Source organism: Tsukamurella asaccharolytica (assembly GCF_007858435.1).
GTDB lineage: Bacteria > Actinomycetota > Actinomycetes > Mycobacteriales > Mycobacteriaceae > Tsukamurella > Tsukamurella asaccharolytica.
The window spans coordinates 1-25136 of the sequence record NZ_VIGW01000001.1; the positions used below are offsets into that span (position 1 = coordinate 1).

General features: G+C 71.0%; 25 protein-coding genes and 1 pseudogene. 14 read left to right on the forward strand and 12 right to left on the reverse strand.

Annotation, left to right across the window (positions count from 1 at the left end; genetic code table 11):
- Positions 1–74: 74 nt before the first annotated feature.
- From FK529_RS00005 to phoU, 7 genes are all read left to right on the forward strand, one after another.
- Positions 75–374, forward strand: coding sequence for a hypothetical protein (locus FK529_RS00005; protein ID WP_146558367.1), 300 nt, complete (start codon positions 75–77; stop codon positions 372–374).
- The gene (locus FK529_RS00010) at positions 371–1204 is read left to right on the forward strand and encodes an ABC transporter permease (RefSeq protein ID WP_146558369.1); all 834 of its coding nucleotides are present in this window, start codon (positions 371–373) and stop codon (positions 1202–1204) included. Before FK529_RS00005 ends, FK529_RS00010 begins: the two co-directional genes overlap by 4 nt.
- The gene (locus tag FK529_RS00015) at positions 1201–2358 is read left to right on the forward strand and encodes a sensor histidine kinase (RefSeq protein WP_231702849.1); all 1158 of its coding nucleotides are present in this window, start codon (positions 1201–1203) and stop codon (positions 2356–2358) included. Before FK529_RS00010 ends, FK529_RS00015 begins: the two co-directional genes overlap by 4 nt.
- Positions 2355–2993: a response regulator transcription factor gene (locus FK529_RS00020; protein ID WP_146558371.1), complete on the forward strand. Its 639-nt coding sequence runs from the start codon at positions 2355–2357 to the stop codon at positions 2991–2993. The genes FK529_RS00015 and FK529_RS00020 overlap by 4 nt, the downstream gene beginning before the upstream one ends.
- Before the next feature lie 155 nt (positions 2994–3148).
- Positions 3149–4135 carry an acyl-ACP desaturase gene (locus FK529_RS00025; protein ID WP_146558373.1) on the forward strand — a complete coding sequence of 329 codons (987 nt, stop codon included), beginning with the start codon at positions 3149–3151 and terminating at the stop codon, positions 4133–4135.
- Positions 4136–4260: 125 nt separating this feature from the next.
- Positions 4261–5463, forward strand: a complete 1203-nt coding sequence (gene dusB, locus FK529_RS00030) for a tRNA dihydrouridine synthase DusB (RefSeq protein WP_146558375.1) — start codon at positions 4261–4263, stop codon at positions 5461–5463.
- Positions 5464–5529: 66 nt separating this feature from the next.
- On the forward strand, positions 5530–6192 hold the full coding sequence (gene phoU, locus FK529_RS00035; RefSeq protein WP_146558377.1) for a phosphate signaling complex protein PhoU: 663 nt from the start codon (positions 5530–5532) through the stop codon (positions 6190–6192).
- A 73-nt stretch (positions 6193–6265) separates the two neighbouring features.
- On the opposite strand, the gene FK529_RS00040 is transcribed toward phoU, so the two are convergent.
- The 7 genes from FK529_RS00040 to FK529_RS00070 all read right to left on the reverse strand — a co-directional run bounded on the left by FK529_RS00040 (position 6266) and on the right by FK529_RS00070 (position 13183).
- Positions 6266–7408: an FHA domain-containing protein gene (locus FK529_RS00040; RefSeq protein WP_158635007.1), complete on the reverse strand. Its 1143-nt coding sequence runs from the start codon at positions 7406–7408 to the stop codon at positions 6266–6268.
- Between the two features lie 58 nt (positions 7409–7466).
- Complete coding sequence (pstB, locus tag FK529_RS00045) at positions 7467–8243, reverse strand: phosphate ABC transporter ATP-binding protein PstB (protein ID WP_146558381.1); 777 nt, start codon at positions 8241–8243, stop codon at positions 7467–7469.
- Between the two features lie 17 nt (positions 8244–8260).
- On the reverse strand, positions 8261–9175 hold the full coding sequence (gene pstA, locus FK529_RS00050; protein ID WP_146558383.1) for a phosphate ABC transporter permease PstA: 915 nt from the start codon (positions 9173–9175) through the stop codon (positions 8261–8263).
- Positions 9172–10200 (reverse strand): phosphate ABC transporter permease subunit PstC, encoded by a 1029-nt coding sequence (gene pstC, locus FK529_RS00055; protein ID WP_146558385.1) that lies wholly within the window; start codon positions 10198–10200, stop codon positions 9172–9174. The genes pstA and pstC overlap by 4 nt, the downstream gene beginning before the upstream one ends.
- Before the next feature lie 107 nt (positions 10201–10307).
- A complete protein-coding gene (pstS, locus tag FK529_RS00060) occupies positions 10308–11381 on the reverse strand; it encodes a phosphate ABC transporter substrate-binding protein PstS (protein WP_166436360.1) in 1074 nt (357 codons plus the stop codon).
- Positions 11382–11560: 179 nt separating this feature from the next.
- Positions 11561–12436 carry a mycothiol synthase gene (mshD, locus tag FK529_RS00065; RefSeq protein ID WP_146558389.1) on the reverse strand — a complete coding sequence of 292 codons (876 nt, stop codon included), beginning with the start codon at positions 12434–12436 and terminating at the stop codon, positions 11561–11563.
- Entirely contained in the window at positions 12437–13183 is a 747-nt protein-coding gene (locus FK529_RS00070) for a winged helix-turn-helix domain-containing protein (protein WP_146558391.1), read from the reverse strand.
- 110 nt (positions 13184–13293) lie between these two features.
- Between FK529_RS00070 and FK529_RS00075 the strand changes: the two genes are divergently transcribed.
- The 3 genes from FK529_RS00075 to FK529_RS00085 all read left to right on the forward strand — a co-directional run bounded on the left by FK529_RS00075 (position 13294) and on the right by FK529_RS00085 (position 15536).
- The gene (locus tag FK529_RS00075) at positions 13294–14109 is read left to right on the forward strand and encodes an LmeA family phospholipid-binding protein (protein ID WP_158635008.1); all 816 of its coding nucleotides are present in this window, start codon (positions 13294–13296) and stop codon (positions 14107–14109) included.
- Positions 14110–14391: 282 nt separating this feature from the next.
- The gene (locus FK529_RS00080) at positions 14392–15219 is read left to right on the forward strand and encodes a sulfurtransferase (protein WP_146558396.1); all 828 of its coding nucleotides are present in this window, start codon (positions 14392–14394) and stop codon (positions 15217–15219) included.
- 11 nt (positions 15220–15230) lie between these two features.
- Positions 15231–15536 (forward strand): DUF1416 domain-containing protein, encoded by a 306-nt coding sequence (locus FK529_RS00085; RefSeq protein WP_146558398.1) that lies wholly within the window; start codon positions 15231–15233, stop codon positions 15534–15536.
- 68 nt (positions 15537–15604) lie between these two features.
- Here the strand turns inward: FK529_RS00085 and FK529_RS00090 are convergent, their stop codons facing one another.
- The gene (locus FK529_RS00090; RefSeq protein WP_146558400.1) at positions 15605–16252 is read right to left on the reverse strand and encodes a TetR/AcrR family transcriptional regulator; all 648 of its coding nucleotides are present in this window, start codon (positions 16250–16252) and stop codon (positions 15605–15607) included.
- Between the two features lie 136 nt (positions 16253–16388).
- On the opposite strand from FK529_RS00090, the gene FK529_RS00095 reads away from it, so the two are divergent.
- The 3 genes from FK529_RS00095 (at position 16389) to FK529_RS00105 (ending at position 19296) form a co-directional block, all read left to right on the forward strand.
- On the forward strand, positions 16389–17996 hold the full coding sequence (locus FK529_RS00095) for an MFS transporter (protein WP_231702850.1): 1608 nt from the start codon (positions 16389–16391) through the stop codon (positions 17994–17996).
- 116 nt (positions 17997–18112) lie between these two features.
- On the forward strand, positions 18113–18754 hold the full coding sequence (locus tag FK529_RS00100; RefSeq protein WP_146558402.1) for a heme-binding beta-barrel domain-containing protein: 642 nt from the start codon (positions 18113–18115) through the stop codon (positions 18752–18754).
- A 113-nt stretch (positions 18755–18867) separates the two neighbouring features.
- Positions 18868–19296: an HNH endonuclease gene (locus FK529_RS00105; protein ID WP_231702851.1), complete on the forward strand. Its 429-nt coding sequence runs from the start codon at positions 18868–18870 to the stop codon at positions 19294–19296.
- A 260-nt stretch (positions 19297–19556) separates the two neighbouring features.
- On the opposite strand, the pseudogene FK529_RS00110 reads toward FK529_RS00105, so the two are convergent.
- Positions 19557–20233: pseudogene (locus tag FK529_RS00110) on the reverse strand (DUF899 family protein).
- A gap of 78 nt (positions 20234–20311) precedes the next feature.
- On the opposite strand from FK529_RS00110, the gene FK529_RS00115 reads away from it, so the two are divergent.
- A complete protein-coding gene (locus FK529_RS00115; RefSeq protein WP_146558403.1) occupies positions 20312–20887 on the forward strand; it encodes a TetR/AcrR family transcriptional regulator in 576 nt (191 codons plus the stop codon).
- A gap of 43 nt (positions 20888–20930) precedes the next feature.
- Here FK529_RS00115 and cydC read toward each other — a convergent pair whose 3' ends face one another.
- The 3 genes from cydC to cydB are packed head-to-tail and all read right to left on the reverse strand — an operon-like array spanning position 20931 to position 25132.
- Entirely contained in the window at positions 20931–22508 is a 1578-nt protein-coding gene (cydC, locus tag FK529_RS00120; protein ID WP_231702852.1) for a thiol reductant ABC exporter subunit CydC, read from the reverse strand.
- On the reverse strand, positions 22501–24105 hold the full coding sequence (gene cydD / locus FK529_RS00125) for a thiol reductant ABC exporter subunit CydD (protein WP_231702853.1): 1605 nt from the start codon (positions 24103–24105) through the stop codon (positions 22501–22503). The genes cydC and cydD overlap by 8 nt, the downstream gene beginning before the upstream one ends.
- Positions 24098–25132 carry a cytochrome d ubiquinol oxidase subunit II gene (cydB, locus tag FK529_RS00130; protein ID WP_146558405.1) on the reverse strand — a complete coding sequence of 345 codons (1035 nt, stop codon included), beginning with the start codon at positions 25130–25132 and terminating at the stop codon, positions 24098–24100. Before cydB ends, cydD begins: the two co-directional genes overlap by 8 nt.
- Between the last annotated feature and the right edge of the window lie 4 nt (positions 25133–25136).

A 25136-nucleotide genomic window follows, 5' to 3' on the forward strand; every position in this document is an offset into this window, starting at 1 on the left:
CCGCCGGCCAAACAAGAAGCCCGTCGAGGAGAACATGCAGATAATCCGTCCGCCACAGGGCCACAACAGCCACGATGAGACCCGTCAGCCACGTCGTGGACAGTCAGGAGGCTCCTAGAGATATCGACGACCCCGGCGTGCCCCTGCCGTCACTCTCGGGCGGCTGGTCCGCCGGGGCCGACGGGGCCGGCCGCGTCACCCTGCGCACGCACCGGCTGCAGGACGATCTGCACGCCCTCCTCGGGTGGGCCGCCGACCGCAGTCTCGCGCTGTCCGGGCTGCAGGCCCGCCACCCCTCCCTGGAATCGGTCTTCCTCACCATCGCGAGCGAGGACGAGACCGCCACCGACACACCGATCGGAGCCCCCGCATGACCGCCGACACCTCCGCCGCCACCGCGGCGACGCCCGCCGTCGGGTACGGCCGGCACCCGCTGCGCGCGCTCGCGCACGCCGAGTTCCTGCAGTTCCGGCGCAACAAGACGCTGCTCTTCATGGGCACCGTGTTCCCCATCGGTATGCCGCTGCTCCTGTACTTCCTCGCCCGAGGGGATCAGGCGCCCAAGCCGCTGGGCGTGGCGATCACGATGGAGATGTTCGCGGTCTTCGCGCTCCTCTTCGTGCAGTACTACTCGGTGCTGTCGATGGTCACGACCCGTCGATCCGAGGGCGTGCTCAAGCGGCTGCGCACCGGCGAATCCTCGGACCTGCAGATCCTCGCGGCGCCCGCGGTGCCGGGCATCGCCCTCACCCTGCTCGGCGCGGCGATCGTCGCCGGCGCGGTGTACGGCACGGGCGGCCCGCTGCCCGTGAACGCCCTGCTCATGCTGTTCGCGCTCGCCGCAGGGCTGGTGATCTTCACCCTCCTGGCGCTCGCCACCAGCGCGATGACCAAGAACGCCGAGGCGGCCCAGATCACGTCGATGCCCGTCATGGTGATCTCGATGGTGGGCATGGCGAACATCCGGCAGATCCTCCCCGACCGGCTCGCCCTGATCGCCGACTGGACGCCCTTCGCCGCGATCTCCGACCTCATCCGACTGGGACAGGCCGGCCTCGCCCCCGGCGCGCCCGACGACGCCGCGCCCCTCGGCTTCGCCGCCACCTTCGGCGAGACCGGCCGCCCGCTTGCGACACTGGCGGTATGGACACTGATCGCTCTGTTCCTCGCGAAGAAGTGGTTCCGCTGGGACGACCGGGGGTGACATCCCCTCCGGTGCGGCGTGCCATCGCGTGGTGGCGGGACATGCCGGGGGTCGAGAAGTACCGCCTCTACACCCGGCTCGTACTGCAGAGCGTCATGGTGGGCGTCATCACGATGCTGCTCATCAGCGGCACCCGCACCTGGCCGGCGATCAGTCTCGTGATCGCCGGCCTCGCCGCGGTCGCGGGGATCGAGGCGCAGCCCGACCTGGCGATCCGCGCGACCGGCCGCCAGCGCCGGCTGGCCTGGCGGTTCGCCGTCGCCGGCGTCGCGGGGGTCTGGCTGGTCGCCGTCGTCGTCGCCCAGCTGAACGGCGCCGTGGACGAGCGTGAAGCCGCCGTCACCGCGTCCATGAGCTTCCTCATGGCCTCGGCGGGCGTCATTCCGTTCCTCCGCCACCGCTGGTTCGTCCTGATCGCGGGCGCGATCCTCACGCCGCTCCTCCTCCGCGGACCCGAAGGCTGGAAGATCACACTCCTCCTGCTGCTGGTGGGCACCGCCCTCATGTGGACCACGCGGAGCACCGTCTGGGGCCTGCAGATCCTCACCGAACTGGAGAACGGCAAGCGGCTCGCCGCCGAGCTCGAGGTCGCCGAGGAGCGCCTGCGCTTCTCCCGCGATCTGCACGACGTCGTCGGCCGCGCGTTCTCCGCCATCTCCGTCAAGAGCGAGCTGGCCGCCACGCTGGCCCGGGCGGGCGCCGTCGACCGCTCGGCTGCCGAGATGGACGAGGTCAAGGCCCTCGCGGTCGCGTCGATGGAGGACGCCCGCACCCTGGTCCGCGGCTACCGCGCGATCGACCTCGACACCGAGGTCGCCGGCGCCCGCTCGCTGCTCTCCGCCGCCGGCTGCCACCTCCGCATCATCGGCGAGCCCGGCGCCGTGCCACCCGCCTTCCACGAGGCCGCCGCCTGGGTCGTGCGCGAGGGCACCACCAACATCGTCAAACACTCCACGGCCACGCAGGCCGTGCTCACGCTGCGCCCCTCGGGCCTGGTCCTGCGCAACGACGGTGCCGGCCCCGCCACCGGGGGCGACGGCGCACCGTCGGGCATCGACGGGCTGCGCGGCCGGCTCCGCGCGGTGGGCGCCGGCCTGGACGCCACGCACGAGGGCGACGAGTTCGTCCTGACCGCGACCTGGGAGGCGGCATGACCGAGGCACCGGCGATCGAGGTGATGATCGCGGACGACGAACACCTGATCCGCACGGCCGTCGCGGCTCTGCTGGAACTCGAGGCCGACATCACGGTGGCCGCCGAGGCGGCGTCCGGCACTGAGCTGATCGCGCTGTGGGAACGCCGCGCGGCCGCGGGCCACGCACCCGCGGTCGCGGTGATCGACCTGCAGATGCCCGGGCCCGACGGCATCGAGACCGCCGCTGAGCTGCTGCGTCACACGCCCGGCGCCGCGATCCTCATCGTCACCAGCCACGGTCGGCCCGGCTACCTCAAACGCGCGCTCGCGACCGGGATCCGCGGCTTCCTGCCGAAGACGGTGCCCGCGGCGACGCTGGCCCAGGTCATCCGCACCGTCCACGGCGGCGGGCGGTACGTCGACCCGGAGCTGGCGGCGGAGGCGATCAGCGCCGGGGACTCGCCGCTGACGGCCCGCGAGGCCGACGTGCTGGAGTTCGCCGCCGACGGCGCGTCGGTCGAGGAGATCGCCAAGCGGGCGCACCTGAGCGCCGGCACCACCCGCAACTACCTCTCGTCCGCGATGGCAAAGCTGGGAACCGCCAATCGCTACGAGGCAGCGGTCCGCGCGCGGGAACTCGGATGGATCCTGTGACCCTCGTCTCGGTGTAACGTACCCCTGTCCCGTGACGATGCACCGGGTGCGCCCCTCCACGAAAGGGTCACCTTCTGCTGGGGACGTTGAGTACGAGGACCGAAGTGCGTAGGCTTCCGGGATAATCTGGAACTGATCCACAAGTCGAAAGAGGAATGATGTCGACCCGCCAACTGACCCAGCTGGAGCTCCTACAGGAGCTCTCCGGTGTCGCCGAGGACAACGTCAACCGCCATCTCTCGATGACGAAGGACTGGAACCCTCACGACTACATCCCCTGGTCGGACGGCAAGAACTACGCCGCCCTCGGCGGGACGGATTACGACCCCGAGGAGAGCCAGCTCGACGAGGTGGCCAAGGCCGCCATGATCACCAACCTCCTCACCGAGGACAACCTGCCGACGTACCACCGCGAGATCGCGGCGAACTTCTCCATGGACGACGCCTGGGGCCACTGGGTCGGGCGCTGGACCTCGGAGGAGAACCGCCACGGCATCGCGATGCGCGACTACCTCGTGGTGACGCGCGGCGTCGACCCCGTCAAGCTCGAGCAGGCCCGCATGATCCACATGACCAACGGCTGGGACCCGCAGGGCAAGGTGGCGCAGCACACCGAGCAGAAGATGACGATGCTCCACTCGGTGGCGTACGTGACCTTCCAGGAGCTCGCCACCCGCGTGAGCCACCGCAACACGGGCAAGGTCTGCCAGGACCCGATCGCCGACAAGATGCTCCAGCGCATCGCGGCCGACGAGAACCTGCACATGATCTTCTACCGCAACATCTCGGCCGCCGGCCTCGACCTGGTCCCGGACCAGGCGATCCGGTCGATCACCGACACCATCAAGCACTTCGAGATGCCCGGCGCCGGTATGCCCGACTTCCGTCGCAACGGCGTGCTCATGGCCAAGCACGGCATCTACGACCTCCGCCAGCACAAGGACGAGGTCGTCATGCCCGTCCTGCGCAAGTGGAAGATCTTCGAGCGCGAGGACTTCTCCGCCGAGGGCGAGCGCACCCGCGAGGAGCTCGCGGCCTTCCTCGACGAGCTCGAGGCCGCGGCCGTGAAGTTCGAGGAGATGCGCGACCGCTCGCTGGCCCGCGAGGCCGCGAAGCGCGAGAAGGCCGGCCTGGCCGTCTAGTACCGACACACCCGGAACCCGCTGCGCCCTCGGGCACGGCGGGTTCCGTCGTTCCGGGCCGTCGCGGTTTGCCCGGACGGACCGCCGCCAGCGATCATGGGATGAACGACCACGGGAGACCTCTGATGACCACAGCCACCACGACGCGGCCCACGCTGCGCATAGGACGGTTCGAGCTCGACTCCCCCGTCGTGCTCGCACCGATGGCCGGAGTCACCAACGTCGCCTTCCGCAGCCTCTGCCGCGAGCTCGAGCGCGCACGCACCGGTACCGTCGCGGGGCTGTACGTGTGCGAGATGGTGACGGCGCGCGCCCTCGTCGAGCGACATCCCGTCACGATGCACATGACGACCTTCGCCCCCGACGAGGACCCGCGCAGCCTGCAGCTCTACACCGTCGACGCGAAGTGGACCTACGAGGCCGCGCGGATGATCGCCGAGGAGGGCCTCGCCGATCACCTCGACATGAACTTCGGCTGCCCCGTCCCCAAGGTCACGCGCCGCGGTGGCGGCTCCGCGCTGCCCTACAAGCGGAACCTCTTCGCGAGCATCGTCGACGCCGCGGTCCGCGGGATCGCCGACGGTTCCCCCGCCGGCGCCCCGGAGATCCCCGTCACCGTGAAGTTCCGGGTGGGCATCGACGCCGAGCACCACACCCACCTCGATGCCGGCCGCATCGCGGCCGAGCAGGGCGCGGTCGCCGTCGCGCTGCACGCCCGCACCGCCGCGCAGCGCTACTCGGGCCGGGCCGACTGGGACGAGATCACCCGCCTCAAGGAGCACGTGCATCACCACTTCGGCGACGCCGTGCCCGTGCTGGGCAACGGCGACATCTTCGCAGCGGAGGACGCGGTCACCATGATGGAGCGCACCGGCTGCGACGGCGTCGTCGTGGGCCGCGGCTGCCTCGGCCGCCCGTGGCTGTTCTCCGAGCTCTCGGCCGCGATCAACGGCACGCCGATGCCGACGCCGCCGCACCTGGGCGAGGTCACCGCCATCATGTACCGCCACGGCGAGCTGCTGGCAGCGCACCACGGCGAGGACAAGGGCATGCGGGAGATCCGCAAACACGTGGCCTGGTACCTGCGCGGCTTCCCCGCCGGCGGGGAGCTGCGCACCCGCCTGGCGACCGTCAAGACCCTCGCCGACCTGCGCGCGCTCCTCGACACGCTGCCGCAGGACGTGCCCTGCCCCAAGGACGCCGAGGGCCCGCGCGGCCGGCAGGGCACGCCCGGCAAGGTGGTCCTCCCCGAGGGCTGGCTCGACGACCCGTGGGAGTCCGACGCGGCGGCGATGCCGGGCGCGGAGGAGGAGACCAGCGGAGGTTGACGGTCGTTCACCCTTCGTTCATGCAACGCTGCGATTGCGTATGACCGGGCCGAATATACTTCGGCCATGCGTACCGCGTACATCCAGCAAATGGCCACTTTCAACGACATCCTCGGCGATATCTGCGAAAAGTCGGGCATTGCCATGGAGAAGGCCACCAACTCGCTGCTCCAGGCCGACCTCGCCCTCGCCGAGGAGGTCATCACCGAGCACGACGAGATCGTCCGACTGAGCCGCCGCGCCGAGGAGGAGGCGTTCTCCCTCCTCGCTCTGCAGGCCCCCGTCGCGAGTGACCTGCGCGTCGTGGTCTCCGGCTTCCAGATCGTGGCCGACGTCGACCGGATGGGCGCGCTTGCACTGCACGTCGCCAAGGTGACCCGCCGCCGCTTCCCGAACAAGACCCTCCCCGAGGAGGTCAACGGCTACTTCGCCGAGATGGGCCGCCTCGCGGTCGAGCTCGCGCAGTCCGCCCGCGAGGTCCTGATCACCCAGGATCCGAAGCAGGCCGCGGAGATCGAGGAGCAGGACGACGCGATGGACGACCTGCACCGCCACCTGTTCACCGTGCTCATGGACCGCGAATGGAAGCACGGCGTGGCCACGGCCGTCGACGTGACGCTGCTGGGCCGCTACTACGAGCGCTTCGCCGACCACGCCGTCGAGATCGGCCGCCGCGTGATCTTCCAGGCCACCGGCAGCGCCGAGCCCACCGACGACGTCTCGAAGTAAGCCACCCCCACCCGAACGGCCGTCCTCCGGGCGGCCGTTCGTGCTGTCCGGGGGCCGCCGGCGCGAGCCGGAATCAGGAAGCCACGCCGTCCTGGAGCTGCAGGATCCGGCCGCCGAGGTGGATGTCGGAGCCGACACCGAGGGGCACTGGCTGTCCCGGCGGCAGGCGCAGCGGCTGCGCCGCGCCCGGTGGCCGCACCCACGTGCCGTTCGCCGAGCCCACGTCGACGGCGAGCACCTGCCAGCCGTCGATTCGGATCTCCAGATGTGCGCGCGAGAGGGCTCCGGTGCGGTCCGGCAGTACGACGGGCAGGAGCCGGTCGGCACCACCGATCTGCGGGCGGCCCGCGCGCTGGGCGACGAACGCGGCCGGATCACGGCCGATGATCATGTCGTTCTCCACGACGAAGGCGGTGCCGTCGTCGGCGACGAGCAGGCCCAGCGGCGGCCGCGGGCCGCTCTCCAGCGGCAGCCGTCGATCGACGAGGGCGCCGCACCGCGTGCAGTAGGCGGCGACGGGCGCATTGAGGTGCCCGAAGACGCAGGGCCTGCCCTCGACCACGGGACCGGCGGCGAGGGCCGCGCTCACCTCGCCCACCTCGACGTCGTACTCGGTGGCGGCGAACAGCGGGCTCACCCCGGTCGGCTCCTCGTTGGTGGGCGCATCCGCGGGGAAGACATCGGTCGAGATCTCGCCCTCCGCCGGGGCCGCGAGGGCCTCCTCCGACCACAGCACGAGGCCCGCGCCGGGGACGGCGCCGCCGTCGAGGTGCAGGGCGGCTGGCCCGCACACGGGGGCCGGCGGAGGCGGGGGCCCGACGGTGACCGTGACCACCGAGCCCGGCGTCAGCGGAGCGACCCGCTCGACGAACTCCGCACCGGCGTGCAGCGCGTGATCGGGCGCGGGGGCCGCCGCCGAGTGGAAGATCGCGACGGTCACCGAGCGGTCCTCGTCGGCGCCCGCGATGCCGCGGAGCAGGGCCCGCACGGTACCGTCGCCGATCTCGACCGCCGCGAACGCCGGGCCGGTGCGGCCCCGGAGAACGGTGGCGAGATCACCCTCGGCATCCAGGGCGGCCTGCAGCTCGGCGATCGCGGCGGGACCGCCCACCGCGGGTGCGTCCACCAGCAGCACTCGCCCGCGCCGCTGGGCGACCACGCGATCGCCGGGCAGGACGGTGCAGTGCCGGCCACCGGTCGAGGTCTGCGTCGTCATCCCCATAGAGTACGGCCGATATCCGACGACTCCATGGTGATGTGACCCGCGTGACCCGTCAGCCGAAGCGGCCCGAGATGTAGTCCTCGGTGGCCTGCTCGTCCGGGTTGGAGAACATCTTCTCCGTCGGGTTGATCTCGACGAGCTTGCCGGGCTTGCCCGTGGCCTCGAGGTTGAAGAAGGCGGTCTGGTCGGAGACACGCGCCGCCTGCTGCATGTTGTGCGTGACGATGACGATCGTGTACTTCTGCTTGAGCTCGCCGATCAGGTCCTCGATGGCGAGGGTCGAGATCGGGTCGAGCGCAGAGCAGGGCTCGTCCATGAGCAGCACGTCCGGGCTGACCGCGATCGCGCGGGCGATGCACAGGCGCTGCTGCTGGCCACCGGAGAGGCCGCCGCCCGGCTTGCTCAGCCGGTCCTTGACCTCGCCCCACAGGTTCGCGCCGCGCAGCGACTGCTCCGCCACCTCGTCCAGCTTGTCCTTGCTGCGGATGCCCTGCAGCTTGAGCCCGGCCACGACGTTGTCGCGGATCGACATGGTGGGGAACGGGTTGGGCCGCTGGAAGACCATGCCGATGGTCTTGCGCACGCCCACCGGGTCGACGCCCGGACCGTAGATGTCGGCGCCGTCGAGGGAGACGTGTCCTTCGACGCGGGCACCCGGGGTCACCTCGTGCATGCGGTTGATCGACCGGAGCACCGTCGACTTGCCACAGCCCGACGGCCCGATGAACGCCGTGACGGAGTTCGGCGGCACCGTCAGCGAGACGTCCTGCACCGCGTGGAACGCGCTGTAGTAGATGTTCAGGTCCTTGATGTCCAGGCGCTTCGCCATGATGGATCTCCTTCTACTTACTTCGTCTTGGGGGCGAGCAGCCGGGACATGAGGGCGGCGAGGCCGCTCGCGATGCCCACGAGGATCACCAGGGTGAGGGCGGCGCCCCACGCCCGGTACTCGCCGACGGCGCCGGGATTGTTGCGGTACTGGTCGTAGATGAACAGCGGCAGCGAGGACATGTTGCCGTTGAACAGGTCGTAGTTCATCCGGTCGCTGATGCCCACGAGGAGCAGCACGGGCGCGGTCTCGCCGACCACGCGGGCGATGGCGAGGAAGACACCGGAGACCATGCCGGACGCGGCCGTCGGAAGCACGATCCGCACGATGGTCTTCCACTTCGGGACGCCCAGTGCGTAGGACGCCTCGCGCAGCTCGTCCGGGACGAGCTTGAGCATCTCCTCGGTGGACCGCACGACGACGGGCACCATCAGCAGGATGAGCGCGAGGCTCACGGCGAACGCGGACTGGGGCATTCCGAAGGTGGTGATCCAGACGCCGAAGATGAACAGCGTGGCCACGATCGACGGGATGCCGGCGAGCACGTCGACCATGAAGGTCGTGATCCTGCCCAGGCGGGTGCCCTCGGCGTACTCGACGAGGAAGATGCCCACCATCACGCCGATCGGCACGGAGAACAGCGTCGCGACGCCGGCCTGCACGAGCGTGCCGTAGAGGGCGTGCCGGATACCGCCGGCGTAGGAGTCGGGGGCCACGCGGACCATCGACTTGGTCCACCAGTCGGGGTCCAGGATCGCGGGCAGGCCGTTGGCGATCACCATGTACAGCAGGGAGACCAGCGGCGCGAGGGCCAGCAGGAAGCAGGCGCCGAAGATGATCGCGGCGGCGTTGTTCCTGATCCGTCGCGAGGCCGACGTGCGGTGGAAGACGGCGCCGCTCTTGGCGACGTCGTCGAGCTCGGTGGCGGTCATCCGTTCACCCGTCCTCCGCCGATCCAGCGTGCGACCGCGTTCACCACGAAGGTGAGCACGAACAGCACGAGGCCGGCGGCGATGTAGGCGCCGCGCTGGTCGACGTTGTCGAACTCAGCGGCGGCGGAAGCGATCTTCGAAGCGAAGGTGTAGCCGCTGTCGAACAGCGACCAGATGGAGGTCTTGGTGGCGGCGAACAGAATGATGAGCACCGCGATGGTCTCGCCGAGCGCGCGCCCGAGAGCGAGCATGGAGCCGGCGACGATGCCGGACCGGCCGTACGGGAAGACCGTGAGGCGGATGACCTCCCACTTGGTCGCGCCCAGGGCCAGCGCGGCCTCCTGGTGCGCGACGGGGGTCTGCCGCAGGGCCTCGCGCGTGATCGAGGTGATGATCGGCAGGATCATGATCGCGAGCACGATACCGGCGGTGAACACGGTCGAGCCGAGGGAGAGCTCCACGTTGCCGGTCTTGAAGAGGAAGAACCAGCCGAGGTTCTCGTTGAGCCAGCGCTGCAGCGGCACCAGGAAGGGCGCGAGCACGAAGATGCCCCACAGGCCGTAGATGATCGACGGCACGGCGGCGAGCAGGTCGATCACCGCGCTGAGCGGCCGCGACAGGCGCGCCGGCACGTACTGCACGAGGAAGGTCGCAATGCCCACGGCCACCGGCACGGCGAGGATCAGAGCCATCACCGAGGAGAGAACGGTGATCTTGAGCATCTCGAGGATGCCGAACCGCATGTCGGACGGCGTCGTCTGCCACTCGGAGCTGGTGAGGAAGTTGACATTGTTCTTGGTGAGGGCCGGGATCGCCTGCACCACGAGCTGCAGGAAGATCAGCGCGATGACGGCCACGAGCAGCGCGCCCGAGGCGTACGCCGCCCACTTGAAGATCTTCTCCATGCGGTCGGGACCGCCCCCGGCGAAGGCGGTGCGGGTCGCACCGCCGGTGGTTGCGGTGACGGAGCCCGCTGCGCCCTCGGCGCTCTCGGCGGCGCGGTCCGTCGAATCCTCAGTCGCCATGTTTCCCCGTTGTTCGGCCACGGATGCGTCGTCCTTCCGGCTGAGCCGGGCGTCGTGCGGGCGGCCTTGTCGGCCGCCCGCACGACGCTCGGTGGTTCAGCAGTGTCTTACTGGATCGAGTCGATCGACTGGTTGAGCGTGGTGCGGAAGGACTCGGGGATCGGGGCGTAGCCCTGGTCCGTGAGCTGGTCCTGCGCCTGCTTGCTGGCCGCGACCTTGAGGAAGGTCTTCACGCCCTTGCCGACCTCGGCGTCCGAGTACTTCGAGCACACGACCTCGTAGGTCGCGAGCACGAGCGGGTAGGCACCGGCCGTCGTCGGCTTGTAGAAGCCCTCGGTGTCGATGACCAGGTCCTTGCTGCCCGGGGTCTTGAACTTGGCGGCCTCGATGGTCTTGGCCACCGACTCGTTCGAGAGCTGCACGGGCGCGGGACCGGCGGAGGTGATGATGTTCGCGATCTGCAGCTTCTGCGCCTTGGCGAAGCTCCACTCGGCGTAGGTGATGGTGCCCTCGGCCTTGTTCACGGTCGCGGCGACGGCGGCGTTGCCGCTCGCGCCCTGGCCGGTGCCGCCCTTGAAGGCCTTACCGCTCTTGTCGGCGGACCACTCAGCCGGAGCGGCCGAACGGAGGTACTTCTGGAAGTTCTCGGTGGTGCCCGACTCATCGGAGCGGAAGACCACGGTGATCGGCAGGTCGGGCAGCGCGGTGCCGTTGTTCTCAGCGGCGATCTCGGGAGCGTTCCACTTGGTGACCACGCCGCTGAAGATCTTGGCCAGCGTCGGCGCCGAGAGGTTCAGGGCCACGCCACCGGGCAGCTTGTAGGAGACGGCGATCGGGCCGAAGACGAGCGGAAGGTTCAGCGCGGGAGCGCCGCACTTCTCCTCGGCCTTCTTGGCCTGGTCGGCGTTCAGCGGCGAGTCGGTGCCGCCGAAGTTGGTCAGGCCGGAGGTGAACTCCGTGATGCCCTGGCCCGAGCCGTTGCCGCTGTAGTCGACGTTGGCGCCGGAGCAGTCCTGGGCGAAGGTGTTCTTGAAGACGGTCATGGCGTTCGCCTGCGCCGTCGAGCCGCTGCCCTTGAGCTGCAGCTTGCCGTCGCACTGGACGCCCGAGCCGCCGGCGGGCGAAGCGCCCGAGGCCTCGCTCGACTCCTCGCCGCCACAGGCGGACAGGGTCAGGGACATGGCCGCCACGAGGGCAAGGGCCGATACGGATCCACGCTTGAAGTTCACCGAGATTCCTCCGGGTCGGGTCAGGACTGATCACGCCAGCAGGCGGGTATCGTTGAGGAACGATAGGGAGGCCGGGTGTCCGAATCGGGTGTCCTAGGTGAATGACAGGGAAACTCGGTCGGTCGATCGCATTACGGTCGCGCGTACGCGACGTGTCTTTCGCATTCCGCAAAACCCAAACGGTCGTAGGTGCGCAGCGCAGCCTCGTTGTCGCCCTCCACGTACAGCTCCACCTCGGCGAGGCCCCGGTCCGCGAGGTACTCCAGCCCGACTGCGGTCAGGAGCCGCCCCAGGCCACGCCCCTGCCCCGTGGGTGCGACCGCCACGACGTACACCTCGCCGAGCCCCGCGGCCGGGTCGGCGACCTTGGTCCAGTGGAATCCCAGGAGCCGGTCCTGCTCATCGACGGCGAGGAACAACCCCGCCGGATCGAACCAGTCGGCGCCCGTCCGCTCATCGATCTGCGCGCCGGTCCAGCCACCCTGCTCGGGGTGCCAGGCGAAGGCGGCGTTGTTCACGGCGAGGATCGCGGCGTCGTCGGACGGCCCGGCGTAGGTGCGCACGCGCACGTCCGCGGGCGGAGCCGGAACCGGCGCCAGGCCGGCGAGCGGGCGCCGCAGGTTCAGCAGGGTGCGCACCGGGTTCAGGCCGAGCCCCGCGGCGAGGCCGCGCGCGGCGGGCAGGTCCCCGTGCGCCCACACGGTGCCGCCGTCGCCCACGAGTTCGAGCGCCCCGGTCACCAGCGATCGCCCCAGGCCCCGTCGGCGTTCCGACGGGGCCACGACGACCTCGGCCGCGCCGGCCCCACCCGAGGGCGGGACGACGATCCCCGCGTAACCCGACGGTGCACCGTCCTCGCCCCGGGCGATCAGGTGCGGGCCGTCGCCAGCGACGCCGAGTCGGAACTGCTCGGAGAGCGGGCCGATGCCGTCGGCGGCCTCCGCGGCGGCGGCGATCGCCAGCACCGCCCCCGGATCGGGGATCGGCCCGCGCACCTCGTCGACCATCTACCGCTCCTCGAGATCCTCGTCCGTCGGTTCCGTGTCCTCGGGATCATCCAGGGCGGGGCGCTCCGTCTTGCCTCGCACGGGCCGCACCGCCTTGTAGCCCACGTTACGGACGGTGCCGATCATGCCCTCGTGCTCGGCGCCGAGCTTGGCGCGCAGGCGCCGCACGTGCACGTCGACGGTGCGGGTGCCGCCGAAGAAGTCGTAGCCCCACACCTCCTGCAGCAGCTGGGCGCGGGTGAAGACGCGGCCCACGTTCTGCGCGAGGAACTTCAGCAGCTCGAACTCCTTGTAGGTGAGGTCCAGCGGCTTGCCGCGCAGGCGGGCGGTGTAGGTCCCCTCGTCGATGACGAGCTCTCCGAGGGTGACCTTGTCGGCCACCTCGTCCTCGCCGCCTGCGTCCCGGCGCGCGGCGACGAGGCGCAGCCGGGCGTCGATCTCGGCCGGCCCGATCGCCGGCAGGAGGAAGTCGTCGAGCCCCCAGTCGGCACTGGCCGCGACGAGCCCGCCCTCGGTGAGGACCGCGACCACGGCGATCCGTCCCGCGCCCGTACTGCCGAGCAGCCGGCACAGGCCGCGGGCGGTCACCAGATCGGTGCGGGCGTCCACGAGCGCGACCTCGGCCGGTCCGACCTCCAACAACGACGAGACATCGGCGGGCAGCGTCCGCACCGTGTGCGGCAACAGCGACAACGACGGCAGCACCGAATCCGGCTCCCGGTCGGATGTGAGCAGGATCAGATCCACAGGTCCTCCCCACGGGTGCGCGACGGTCTCGATGAAAAAGTTGAATGTCAGAATAGCGGTGGCCAGGACGCCGTGCGGCACGGCGTCGCCGTGGGCGAGAGGGTGTGCGGGTGACGCGAGGGCAGGGACGGGCGTGGATCAGGCGGGTTCTGGTCGCCGTTGCGACGCTGCTCACAGTCGCCCTGTTCGCCGAATTGGGCTCTGCGGCGACGGCCGAGTACCGGCTCTCGCGCGACCTGCGGGCCGCCGCGAACCTCGCGGACGACCCCGAGGTGACGATCGGCGGATTCCCTTATCTGCTCTCGGGTGGGGAGCACCCGAAGCTGACGATCGCCGGGCCCGCGAAGGTGCGGGAGCGCAGCGCCCGGATCGAGGCCGAGATGACCGACGTCCGCATCCCCGGCGGCCTGCTCCCGACCTTCGCGGCGGACACGCCGATCACGGCCGGGCACGTGGAGGCGCGGGTGCGGCTGGACCAGAAGACGATGGGCCGGTTCATGGACATCGTCGACCTGCAGGTGCACACGCCCGCCCCCCGGCGGGCCGGCGCGGGCAGTCCCGCCGACGGCTACGTGAAGGCCTCGAAGGGCATCGTCCTCACCGGCACCGTCCCGCTGCCCACCCCGGCCGACCCGGCGCGCGAGGTGCTGATCTCCGTGGCGGCGGACTTCGCGAACGAGGGCGATGCGATCTCGGTGCGCGCCACCGGGATCTACTCGGGCCCCGAGGATCACGCCACGGCGGACCTGCTGCCGGGCGAGGATCGGACGGTCCTGGCGGCATTCACCCGCGTGCTGCCGCGGATGGCCCTGCCCTTCGGCATCGCGCCCACCGGGGCGCGGGCGGAGAACGCCGATGTCGTGCTGCTCGGCGAGGCCGACGGGGTCACCGTCACCCCCGGAGCCTTCTACCGCCCGCTCTCCTGACGCGCCGCGCGCCGAGGGTGCTGCGACCCTGCCGTGACGGAACCTCCAGGGTTGGGTACTCTCGGTCCCATGCGCAACCGCTGTGAGCTGCTGCTCACCCGTCGTCTGGCGGTCGATCTGTGCCGTATGGCCGGTTGTCGCTGTCTGGGCTAGTCCCACCCCTCTCCGGGCCGGGTGCCCGATTCTCGGCGCATCCCCCTGCCCTCCCAGCGCATCCGCGCACCCTCGAAGTAGCTATCTCGCCGTACTTCACGTCCATAGGAATCAACGAAAGGGATCCTCATGGCTCGCTCCGACGTCCTGGTCTCCGCAGACTGGGCTGAGCAGAATCTCGACACCCCGGGTGTCGTCTTCGTCGAGGTCGACGAGGACACGTCGATCTACGACGACAACCACATCAAGGGCGCCGTCCGCCTCGATTGGCGCAAGGACCTCCAGGATCCGATCCGCCGGGACTTCCTGGACCAGGAGGGCTTCTCCAAGCTGCTCTCCGAGCGCGGCATCGGCAACGACGACACCGTGGTCCTCTACGGCGGCAACAACAACTGGTTCGCCGCGTACGCGTACTGGTACTTCAAGCTGTACGGCCACCAGGACGTCAAGCTGCTCGACGGTGGCCGCAAGAAGTGGGAGCTCGACGGCCGCCCGCTGTCGACCGACGCGGTGACCCGCCCGGCGACGAACTACCAGGCCAAGCCCGTCGACCTGTCGCTGCGCGCGTTCCGCGACGAGGTCATCGACTCGATCGGCAAGAAGAACCTCGTCGACGTGCGTTCGCCCGACGAGTTCGCCGGCAAGATCTCCGCGCCGGCCCACCTCCCGCAGGAGCAGGCGCAGCAGCGCGGCCACGTCCCCGGCGCGATCAACATCCCGTGGTCGACCACCGCGAACGAGGACGGCACCTTCAAGTCGGACGAGGAGCTGGCGGCACTGTACGCGGAGAAGGGCTTCGACGAGTCCAAGGAGACCATCGCGTACTGCCGTATCGGCGAGCGCAGCTCGCACACCTGGTTCGTGCTGCAGGAGCTCCTCGGCAAGAAGAACGTCAAGAACTACGACGGCTCGTGGGTCGAGTACGGCTCCCTCGTGGGCGCCCCGATCGAGAAGTAAGGAAGACCAGAATGTGTGGAGCACCGAAGCAGGGCCAGGTCCTGCCCGCCGGCGTCGACGTCGAGAAGGAGACCGTCCTGACCGGTCAGGTCCTCGACGGTGCCGGTAACCCCGTCGCGGGAGCGTTCGTGCGCCTGCTCGACGGCACCGGCGAGTTCACCGCCGAGGTCGTGGCCTCGGGCACCGGCGACTACCGCTTCTTCGCGGCGCCGGGCACCTGGACGCTGCGCGCGCTGTCCTCGGTGGGCAACGGCGACGTCCAGGTCTCGCCCGAGTCGAACGGCGTCTACAACCAGGACATCACCGTCGCCAAGTAGGCCCTCGCCCCGCAATTGAACGTCGTTATGGAGAACCGAACCCCAGGTGGGAGTCTCCATAACGACGTTCAATCGTTTCCGGGCAGCACGGGCAACGGCAGGGCGCAGATCCGTTCGGCCTCGCCGGGGTCCACGCCGAAACCGATCAACAGTGTGCGCGCCATCGCATCGGCCGCCGCGGCGTCGTCGCGCTCCGGGTCGTCGACGAGGAGCTGCCCGAGCATGAGCATCGCACCCGCCGTCATCGCGAGGGCCAGGTCGGCGTCGGCCACCGCGAATCGCTCCCGCTCGACGGCCTGAAGCAGGTCGCGGCGCGGGAACTGCATCAGCTCACCCTGGACGCTGAGCATCGGCGCACCCGACCGCAGCAGGATTCCGCTCAGCTGCGGCAGCCGTCGGTGCATCCGCCCGACCAGGCGTAGGCACGCGGTGAACCGCTCGACCGGATCGGCGATCTCGGCCGTCAGGTCGTCGAGCCCCGCCACGATCTCCTGCGCGGCCGCCTCGCTCGCCGCGGCGAACAGAGCCTCCTTGGTGGCGAAGTGGTTGTAGAACGACCCCAGGCCCACGTCCGCAGTGTCGGTGATGACCGACACCGCGACGTCGGTGCGCCCTTCCGCGAGTAGGCGCTGCCCGGCCGCGATCAGCGCCGCCCGCGTCCGCACCTTCCGCTGTTCGAGGCGGCTGGTCGGCTCCGCTGCACCCGTGCCGGTCATCGGCCCTCCTTCATTCAGTGATGAATCCATCACTTCTGACAATCCGCCGCCACAAGTGTTGCACACCCCCGGGATTGTATGTGATGATTTCTTCAGTTCTGATCTGATCTTCATCTCAGCACCCGGAGGTAGCCCCGTGACCACCCATCCACCCGCCGTCGGCGCACAGACCGGCGATCGCGCCGGGACCACCGGCGTCCTGTTCTCGATGTGCCTCGCACTGGTACTCGTCGTCGCGTCGGTGTCCGCGATCAACCTGGCCATGCCCGAACTCGCCGTCACGCTGGGCGCGAGCAACGCGCAGCTGACCTGGATCGCCGACGCCTACACCGTGACCCTGGCCGCGCTCGTGCTCCCGCTCGGAGCCCTCGGGGATCGGCTCGGCCGGCGCAACGTCCTCGTCGTGGGCACGGTCGTCTTCGCTGTGGGCGCCCTGTTCGCGGGCCTCTCGGACTCCGCCGATCAGTTGATCGCATGGCGGATCGTGATGGGCCTGGGGGCGGCGATGATCATGCCCGGCACCCTGTCGACCATCACCGCGACGTTCCCCGAAGATCAGCGGGCCCGCGGTGTCGCCGTCTGGTCGGGCTTCGCGTCCGCCGGGGCCATCCTCGGACTGGTCGGCGCCGGAGCGATGCTCGAGGTGTGGTCGTGGCGCTCGATCTTCTACGTCAGTGCGGCGATGGCCGTCGCCGCGGGCGTCGCCGCACTTCTGCTCGCCCGGAACACCTGGGAGGAGGAGTCGCACCGCCCCGACCTGCTGGGCGCCCTGTTCACCACGGTGGGCATCGGATCGCTCGTCTTCGCGATCATCGAGGGTAATGAGACGAGCTGGACCGAACCGATCGTCGTCGCGTCGCTCATCGTCTGCGTGCTGTCGTTCGCGGGTTACACGATCGCGGGGCTGCGCACCGAGCACCCCCTCCTCGATCCGCGCCTGTTCCGCATCTCCGGTTTCCGGGCGGGCGGCGTGGTCGTCGTGGTGCAGTTCATGGCGCTGTTCGGCTTCCTCTTCGTCGGCCTCCAGTACCTCCAGCTCATCCTCGGATACAGCCCGTTCATCAGCGCGGTGGCGCTGATCCCCGTCGCCGCGGTGGTCGTTCCCGTCTCCCTCGCCACCCCGGCGATCGTCAGCCGCATCGGCATGAACGTGACGATGGGGCTCGCGCTGACCCTCCTCGCCGCCGGATTCGTCACCGTCTCCCGGATGGACGCCGGCTCCGGTTATCTCCCGTTCCTCTGCGGTCTGATGATCGCGGGCGTGGGCATCGGACTGGCGAGTTCGACGGGGACCACCGCGATCGTCAGCTCCCTGCCGCTCTCCAAGCAGGGCGTGGCCTCCGCCATGAACGACACCACCCGTGAGGTCGGATCGGCCATCGGCATCGCTCTCATGGGCGCCGTGTACAGCTCGACGTACACCGCGAATCTGCCCGACCTCGGCGGGCTTCCGCCCGAGGCGGCGGAGGCCGCACGCGAGTCCGCCGCGGGCGGCCTCGCCGTGGCCGAACAGCTCGGCAGCGCCGGTGCGGCCCTGGCGGACACCGTGCGCAGCGCATTCATGGACGGCCTGTCGAGCTCGATGACCATCGTCGCCGTCATCGTCGCCGTGACCGCGGTCACGTCCTTCCTGTTCGCACCGCGGCGGGCGGGCGCGCCGGTCGACGCCCCGGCCACCTCCGCGCCGGTGGAGCGGGAACCGGAGGACTCGGTCGGTTGCGAGCCCGTGCGCGACGGGGGCTAGAATCGGGGCCATGGTCATCTTCTTCGAGATCCTCATGGCGGTGGCGTCGGTCGCGATCTTCGTCTTCGCGATCTTCGTGATGTACCGCGTCCTCACCGACGGCCAGTAGGTCCACCGTGAGCGACGAGGCCACCCCCGACGCCTCCGCCGGCACCGGCCAGGAGGCCCTGGACGCGGCGATCCAGCGCGCGGAGACCACATCGTCGCGCAACATCTCGAACCTCCCCGGGCTTCCCCTCGCCGACGACACGGCGAATCTGCGGCAGGGCCCGGACCTGCACTCCGGCCTGCTCGGGCTGCTCCCCCTCGTCGGCGTCTGGCGCGGCGAGGGCGAGGGCCACGACGAGTCCGGCGACTACCACTTCGGCCAGCAGATCGTGGTCAGCCACGACGGGCAGAACTTCCTCTCCTGGGAAGCGCGGTCCTGGAAGCTGGACGATCAGGGCGAGTTCTCCGAGCCCGACCTCCGCGAGGCCGGTTTCTGGCGCATCGGCGAGGATGACGAGATCGAGTTCCTCGTCACCCACGCCAGCGGCATCGTCGAGCTCTACTACGGCAAGCCCGTCTCCCAGACCGCGTGGGAGCTCGAGACCGACGTGGTGATCCGCTCCAAGAGCTCCCCGCTGGCCGGCGCGTCGAAGCGGCTGTACGGCCTCGTCGAGCAGGGCGGCGCCCTGGCGTACGTCGAGGAGCGGATCGACGCCGACGGCGAGCTCATACCGCGCCTGTCCGCCAAGCTCAACCGCTACGCGGGCTGACTCCGCACCGCCCACTCGAACCTCAACGTTCGAGTGGGTGGAGCAAATCGAAAACTTGTCGGTCGGTCGATCTAGCCACCGTCCTACTCGGAGGTGAGCCCGGCACGGCGCACGTGCGGGACGGCGGGGAGCTCCCCGCCGAGATCGCGCGCCGAATCGTCGGCAAGGCCACCGCAGCCGGTGTCGCCTGGGTCCGGCGGCTCTATGTGGCCCCGGGGACGGGCGCTGTCGTCGGTCTGGACTCCCACGCCCGCCGATTCCCCCAGGGACTCGCCGACCTGATCGCCGCACGCGACCAGTACTGCCGGACCCCGTACTGCGACGCGCCGATCGCTCACATCGATCACGTCGAACGCCACGTCTCCGGCGGCCCCACGGACGTCGACAACGGCGAAGGACTATGCGCCGCATGCAACTACGCGAAGGAGGGGCTGGGCTGGAGAGCCCGGGAGGTCGCGGATCCGTCGGGACGGCACACCGTCGAGACCCGCACCCCCTCCGGCCATCTCCACCGTTCCACCGCGCCGGAACACGCCGCCTGAGCGAAGGACTCGGTTGCGGGATGCGCCCCGACCCGGCGGCGGGGTGAACGCCGGCCGCACGCAACAGGCCCCGGGTGCGTGAACATCACGCGCTCCCGGGGCCTGCCGTATTCCAGGTGGGCGACCGCCGTCAGGCGGCGGCCACCTCCTCAGTCCTGAAATTCACCATTTCTCGGACCACCTCCTTTCGTTGACGTCGTCGACGCTACGCCCGCGCCGGGACGTCGGCAACGGAATTTTCCGGAGGGCGAACGCACTGGTCAGGCACCATACAGTGCGGCGATCTGCTGCGAAGAAGCCCACTTCGCATACGTGGGCGCCTGCGGCCAGCCGTCGGGCACGTCCTGCCACTGCTCCTGCCTCCCGTAGGGCAGGGCATCGAGAACGCCGAACAGGTACCCCAGCTGTTCCGTACCGCGACCGGTGGTGTTCCACACCCGGTAGACGGTCTCACCATCGCGGACGAAGGTTTCAGCGCGAAACCCTCGCCGGGCCCCGCGCCCACGTCGGCCCCGAAGGTGCTGCCGGCGCTCGAGAACCAGGTCATCGTGTTGCCGACGCGCCGCTTGTACGCCAGCGCCTCGTCGATCGGGCCGTTGGTGACGATCACGAACCGCGCGTCCCAGTTCGCCAGCGCGTCGAGCCGGGTGAACTGCGAGGTGAAGCCCGTGCACCCCGGGCACTGCCACTCGTTCCCGTCGGTCCACATGTGGTGGTACGTCAGCAGCTGGGAGTGGCCGTCGAAGACCTCGGCGAGAGTCACCGACGAGCCGTCCTCGGCGGTCAGCCGGTACTCCGGCAGCTCCACGGCGGGTAGGGCGCGCCGCTGGGCGGCGATGGCGTCGAGCTCGCGGGTCGCGGCCTTCTCGCGGATGCGCAGAGAGTCGAGCTCCTTCTGCCAGGTCTCGCGGTCGACGACGGTGGGAATGGCGGTCATGACGACTCCTCGCATGTTTACGGCGTCCACATCTGTTATGTTCACACCGTACACTTCACGGACGGGGGCCACAAGGGAATGGCGTACCACCACGGGGACCTGGCGCAGGCGCTGGTCGACGCGGGCCTCGAGGTCACCCGCGCGGGCGGACCGTCGGCCCTGACGATCCGCGAGGTCACCCGCCGGGTCGGCGTGAGCCCCAACGCCGCGTACCGCCACTTCCCCGACCGGCTGGCGCTGCTGCGGGCCGTGAGCTCCGCCATCGAGCAGCGCATGGCCGACGCCATGCCCGTGCGCCCCGGGCAGGGCCCCGTCGAGCGCCTGCGCGCCGTCGGCCTCGGGTACATCGCCTTCGCCCTGGCCGAACCGGGATGGTTCTCGGTGTGCTTCTTCGGCGACGAGGTGCCGGATCCCGAGTCGCTCCACGGGATCCCGCCGTACGTCGCGCTGTCGGAGGCCCTCGACCTCCTGGTGCACGCGAACCTGCTGCGCCCCGAAGCCCGACGGTCCGCGACCTGGTCCTGTTGGTCGATGGTCCACGGCTTCGCCGAGATGGCGCTGCGCGGCCCGCTGCACCACCTGCCGGGCGAGCAGCAGTGGCCGCTCGCGGAAGCCGCGGTCGACGCGGCGATCGCGGGCATCCTGCGCGACTGACCGCCGCGCAGCACGGCGCCGCTCGGCACGGCGCCGCGCAGCGCTACGCCGACCTGCGCCGCTCGATCTCCCACCCCCGCACGTCCGCGGGCGGCTCCGCGCGTCCCGCGACGACGACGGTGCGCCCGGGGAACAGCCCGGCGGGGTCGAGGATCTCGGCGAGCAGCCGTCGCGCGTCGGCCTCGTCGAGGTGTTCCGTCGGCTCGTCCAGGAGGACGACGGCGGCGGGGCTCAGCAGCGCCCGCGCCAGCAGCAGCCGGCGCCGCTGGCCCCCCGACAGCGACGCGGCGCCGTCCTCGAGCGGGGTACGCACGCCGTCGGGGAGCCCGTCGAGCCACTCCCCCAGCCCGACCCGGCGCAGCGCCGCGTCGATCTCGGCGTCGGTCGCGTCGCCGCGCGCCACGCGGCAGTTCTCGGCCACCGTCGTCGCGAAGACGTGCGCGGCCTCGCCGAAGAAGGCCACCGCGGCGGGCAGGTCCGCGCAGTCGCGCGCGGGTGTCCCGTCGACGAGGACCTCGCCGCCGCGGTCGTCGAGCCCGGCGAGCGCGAGCAGCAGTGTGGTCTTGCCCGCCCCGGAGGCGCCGCGCACCGCGAGCCGATCGCCGGGCTCGAGCACCAGCGCGCCCAGTTGCAGGGTCGGCCGCGGCGGGACCGGCTCAGTGCCGGCGGGCACCGCGGGCAGGGTGAGCAGTGGCGCGAGGCGGCCCGCGGCGTCGGCGGAGCGCACGTACTGCCGCGCCGCGTCGGGAAGCACGGAGACGGCCTCGAAGGCGCTCAGCGGCAGCAGGATCAGGATGCCCAGCGTGGTGGCGGACGCCGAGTCGACCCGGGCGACGGCGACGAGCAGCGCGGCCACGACGGCGACGCCGACGGCGAGCGGGATCGCCGCGTCCGCCAGTGCGCCCGTGCGGGCCGCGCGGTCGACGGCGGACCGCCGGGCGTCCTCGGCGCGGGTGGCGCGGGCTCGCACCTCGTCGAGCCGGCCCGCGACCGCGAGTTCGCCGCCGTGGTCGAGGACCGCGGAGGCCGCCGCGCCGAAGGCCTCGCTGCCCGCCGCCTCCGCGGCCGCGCGATCGCGGGTGGCGCGGGCGGTCAGCCAGGGCGTGGCGACCCCGGCGAGCAGCAAGCACACTCCGAGTGCGAGCCCCGCGCGCGGGTCCAGGAACCACATCCACCCCGTCGCCGCCACCGACACGGTCGCCGCGGCCGCGGCGGGGATGACGGTGCGCACCAGCGCATCGCCGACGGCGTCGACGTCGGCGCCGGTGCGGGCGAGGAGCTCGCCGTCGGAGAGCCGGACGGACTCCGCGGGCGCGGCGCCGGCCAGGCGCGCGTACAGCGCCGCGCGCAGTTCGGTGAGCCCCCGCAGCGCGAGCCGGTGGCTCGCGAGCCGCTCGACGTAGCGCATCAGCCCGCGGGTGATGCCGAGCCCGCGCACCGAGGTGACGGCCAGCGTCAGCGCCAGCACGGGCGGCATCGTCCACGCCTTGGTGATGAGCCACGCGGAGAGCCCCGCCAGCGCGAGCGCGCTGCCCGCGGTGAGGACGCCGGCGCCCACGGCGCCGAGTGCGGCGAGGGGTCGGGTCCGCATGGCGCGCAGGCAGCTCAGCAGGTCACGCACGGGCCACCTCCAGCACTGCGTCGGCGGCGGCGAGCACCTGCGGATCGTGCGAGGCGATGACCACGGTCGCGCCGGCGTCGGCGCGGGCGCGCAGCGCCGCGAGCACGCGCGGGGCCAGCTCGTCGTCGAGGTGCGCGGTGGGCTCGTCGAACAGCAGCACCGGGCGCCCGAGCGCGAGCGTGCGAGCGAGGGCGAGCCGCTGCCGCTGCCCGGCGGAGAGCCCGGCCCCGCCGGTGCCCACGGGCCGGTCCCAGCCGCCTTCGGCGACCACCTCGTCGAGGCCCGTCGCGGCCAGTACCGCGGGCACGGAATCCGGTGCGGGGGCGCCCAGCAGCGTGAAGTTGTGCTCCAGCGTGCCCGGCTCGAGATAGGGATGCTGCGGGCACCAGGCCACGTGCGCCCACCACTCCGGGCCGCCGGCCAGCGGCTCGCCGTCGACGGTCACGGAGCCCGCGTCCGGCGCGGCGAGGCCGGCCAGGACGGTGAGCAGCGTGGACTTCCCCGAGCCGTTGGGCCCGGTGAGCACCGTGACCCGGCCGGGGACGAAGGCACCGTCGAAGCCCGACGGTGCGGCGCCGTCCCGTCCGTCGACGGTGACTCCTCGCGCCACGAGCACACCGGGGTGCGCCGTGCCGCGGACCGGCGCCGGCGCGGGCGCGTCGAGCACGGCGAAGACCCGCCGGGTCGCCTCGATCCCCTGCTCGGCGGCGTGGAATCCGGCACCGACCGCGCGCAGCGGCCGGTACACCTCGGGGGCGAGGATCAACGCGACGACGCCCGCGAACAGCGTCATCTCGCCGTAGACCAGGCGCAGGCCGATGCTCACCGCGACGAGCGCGACGCACAGCGTGGCGAGCAGCTCGAGGGCGAAGGAGGAGAGGAAGGCGATCCGCAGCGCGCCCATCGTCTCGGTCTCGTTGCGCGCGCCGAGCTCGCGCACCGTCCGCTCGGGTCCGCGCTCGCGGCCGAGGGCCCGCAGCGTGGGCAGGCCCGCGACCAGGTCCAGCAGCCGGGCCGAGAGCCGCGACATGGCCCGCAGGCGCCGCCGCGTCCGGTCTCGGGTGAGCAGGCCGATGAGCACCATGAAGATCGGCAGCAAGGGCAGGGTGCCCAGCGCGATCGTGCCGGAGACCCAGTCCGCGACGAACATCGCGAGAATCAGCGTGGGGGTGGCGATGACGCTCAGCGCGAGGGCGGGGACGTACCCCGTGAGGTACGGCGGGAGGTCGTCGAGACCCCGGGTGAGCGCAGTGCGCAGTTCCTCGCGATCCCCAGGGGTACGGCCCGGACCGACCGCCGCCAGTGCGGCGGAACGCAATTCGGAGACCACGCGGTCCGCGGCCCGCCGTTCGATGCGCGATCGCAGGTGACTCACGGCGACGCGCACCGCCACCGCTCCGACGGTCAGCGCCAGCGGCCCCGTCACGTCCGCGTTCCCGGTCACGAGGCGGGCGAGCGCCGTCGCGAGGGCGACGGCCAGCACGATCACCGCGACGGTCTCCGCCACGCCGCAGGCGATCACGGTGGCCATCAACCCGCGCGAGCTGCGCGCGTAGCGCAGCAACCGTGGGTCGACGGGCGCCCGGGTGTCAGGCACGGGGGCTGAGCCCGATGGACGGCGGGATCTGGGCGGCGGAGATGCGCTTGCGGAACACCCAGTAGGTCCACGCCTGGTAGATCATCACCATCGGCAGGAGCACGATGGTGCACCAGGACAACACGACCAGCGTGTAGTGCGAGGAGGCGGCGGCCTCGATGGTGATCGAGCGGGCGGGGTCGGTCGCGTTGAGCACGTTGGGGAACAGCGCACCGAAGAGCAGCACGCTCACGGACAACACGGTCAGCGAGGTCGCGAAGAACGCCGCCAGCTCCCGCCCGAGGCGGATCAACGGGCCGGCGGCGAGCAGCCCGGCGGCGGCCAGCGCCACCATCGCCCACGTCCAGGGCTTGCCGTGCTCGAGCTGGGTCCACACGGCGAATGCGGCGCCGATCGCGGTGACGGGCAGCCACATCCGCACCGCGAGCCGCCGGGCGTCCACCCGCACGTCACCGTCGGACTTGAGCGCGATGAAGATCGCGCCGTGCAGAAGGAACAGGACGAGGGTGGCGATCCCGCCGAGCAGCCCGTAGGGGTTGAGCAGGTCCCAGACCTCGCTCGTCATGCCACCGCGCTCGTCGAGGTCGACGCCGCGCACGATGTTCGCGAAGATCAGGCCCCACGCGAACGCGGGGATCCACGAACCGAGCCCGATCCCCACGTCCGCCCAGCCGCGCCACCGCGGCTCGTCGATCTTGCCGCGCCACTCGATCGCGCAGACCCGGGTGATGAGGCCCACCAGGATGGCCAGCAGCACGAGGTAGAAGCCGGAGAAGACCTCGGCGTACCAGACGGGGAAGGCGGCGAACATCGCCGCGCCGGCGGTGATCAGCCACACCTCGTTGCCGTCCCACACGGGGCCGATCGTGTTGAGCAGCACGCGCCGCCGCTTCTCGGCGTCGGGATGGGAGCGCTTGCGCCCCAGGATCGGCATGAGCATGCCGACGCCGAAGTCGAAGCCTTCCAGCACGAAGTAGCCGGTGAACAGGAAGCCGATGGCGAGGAACCAGTAGTCGGGAAGTGTCATGGCG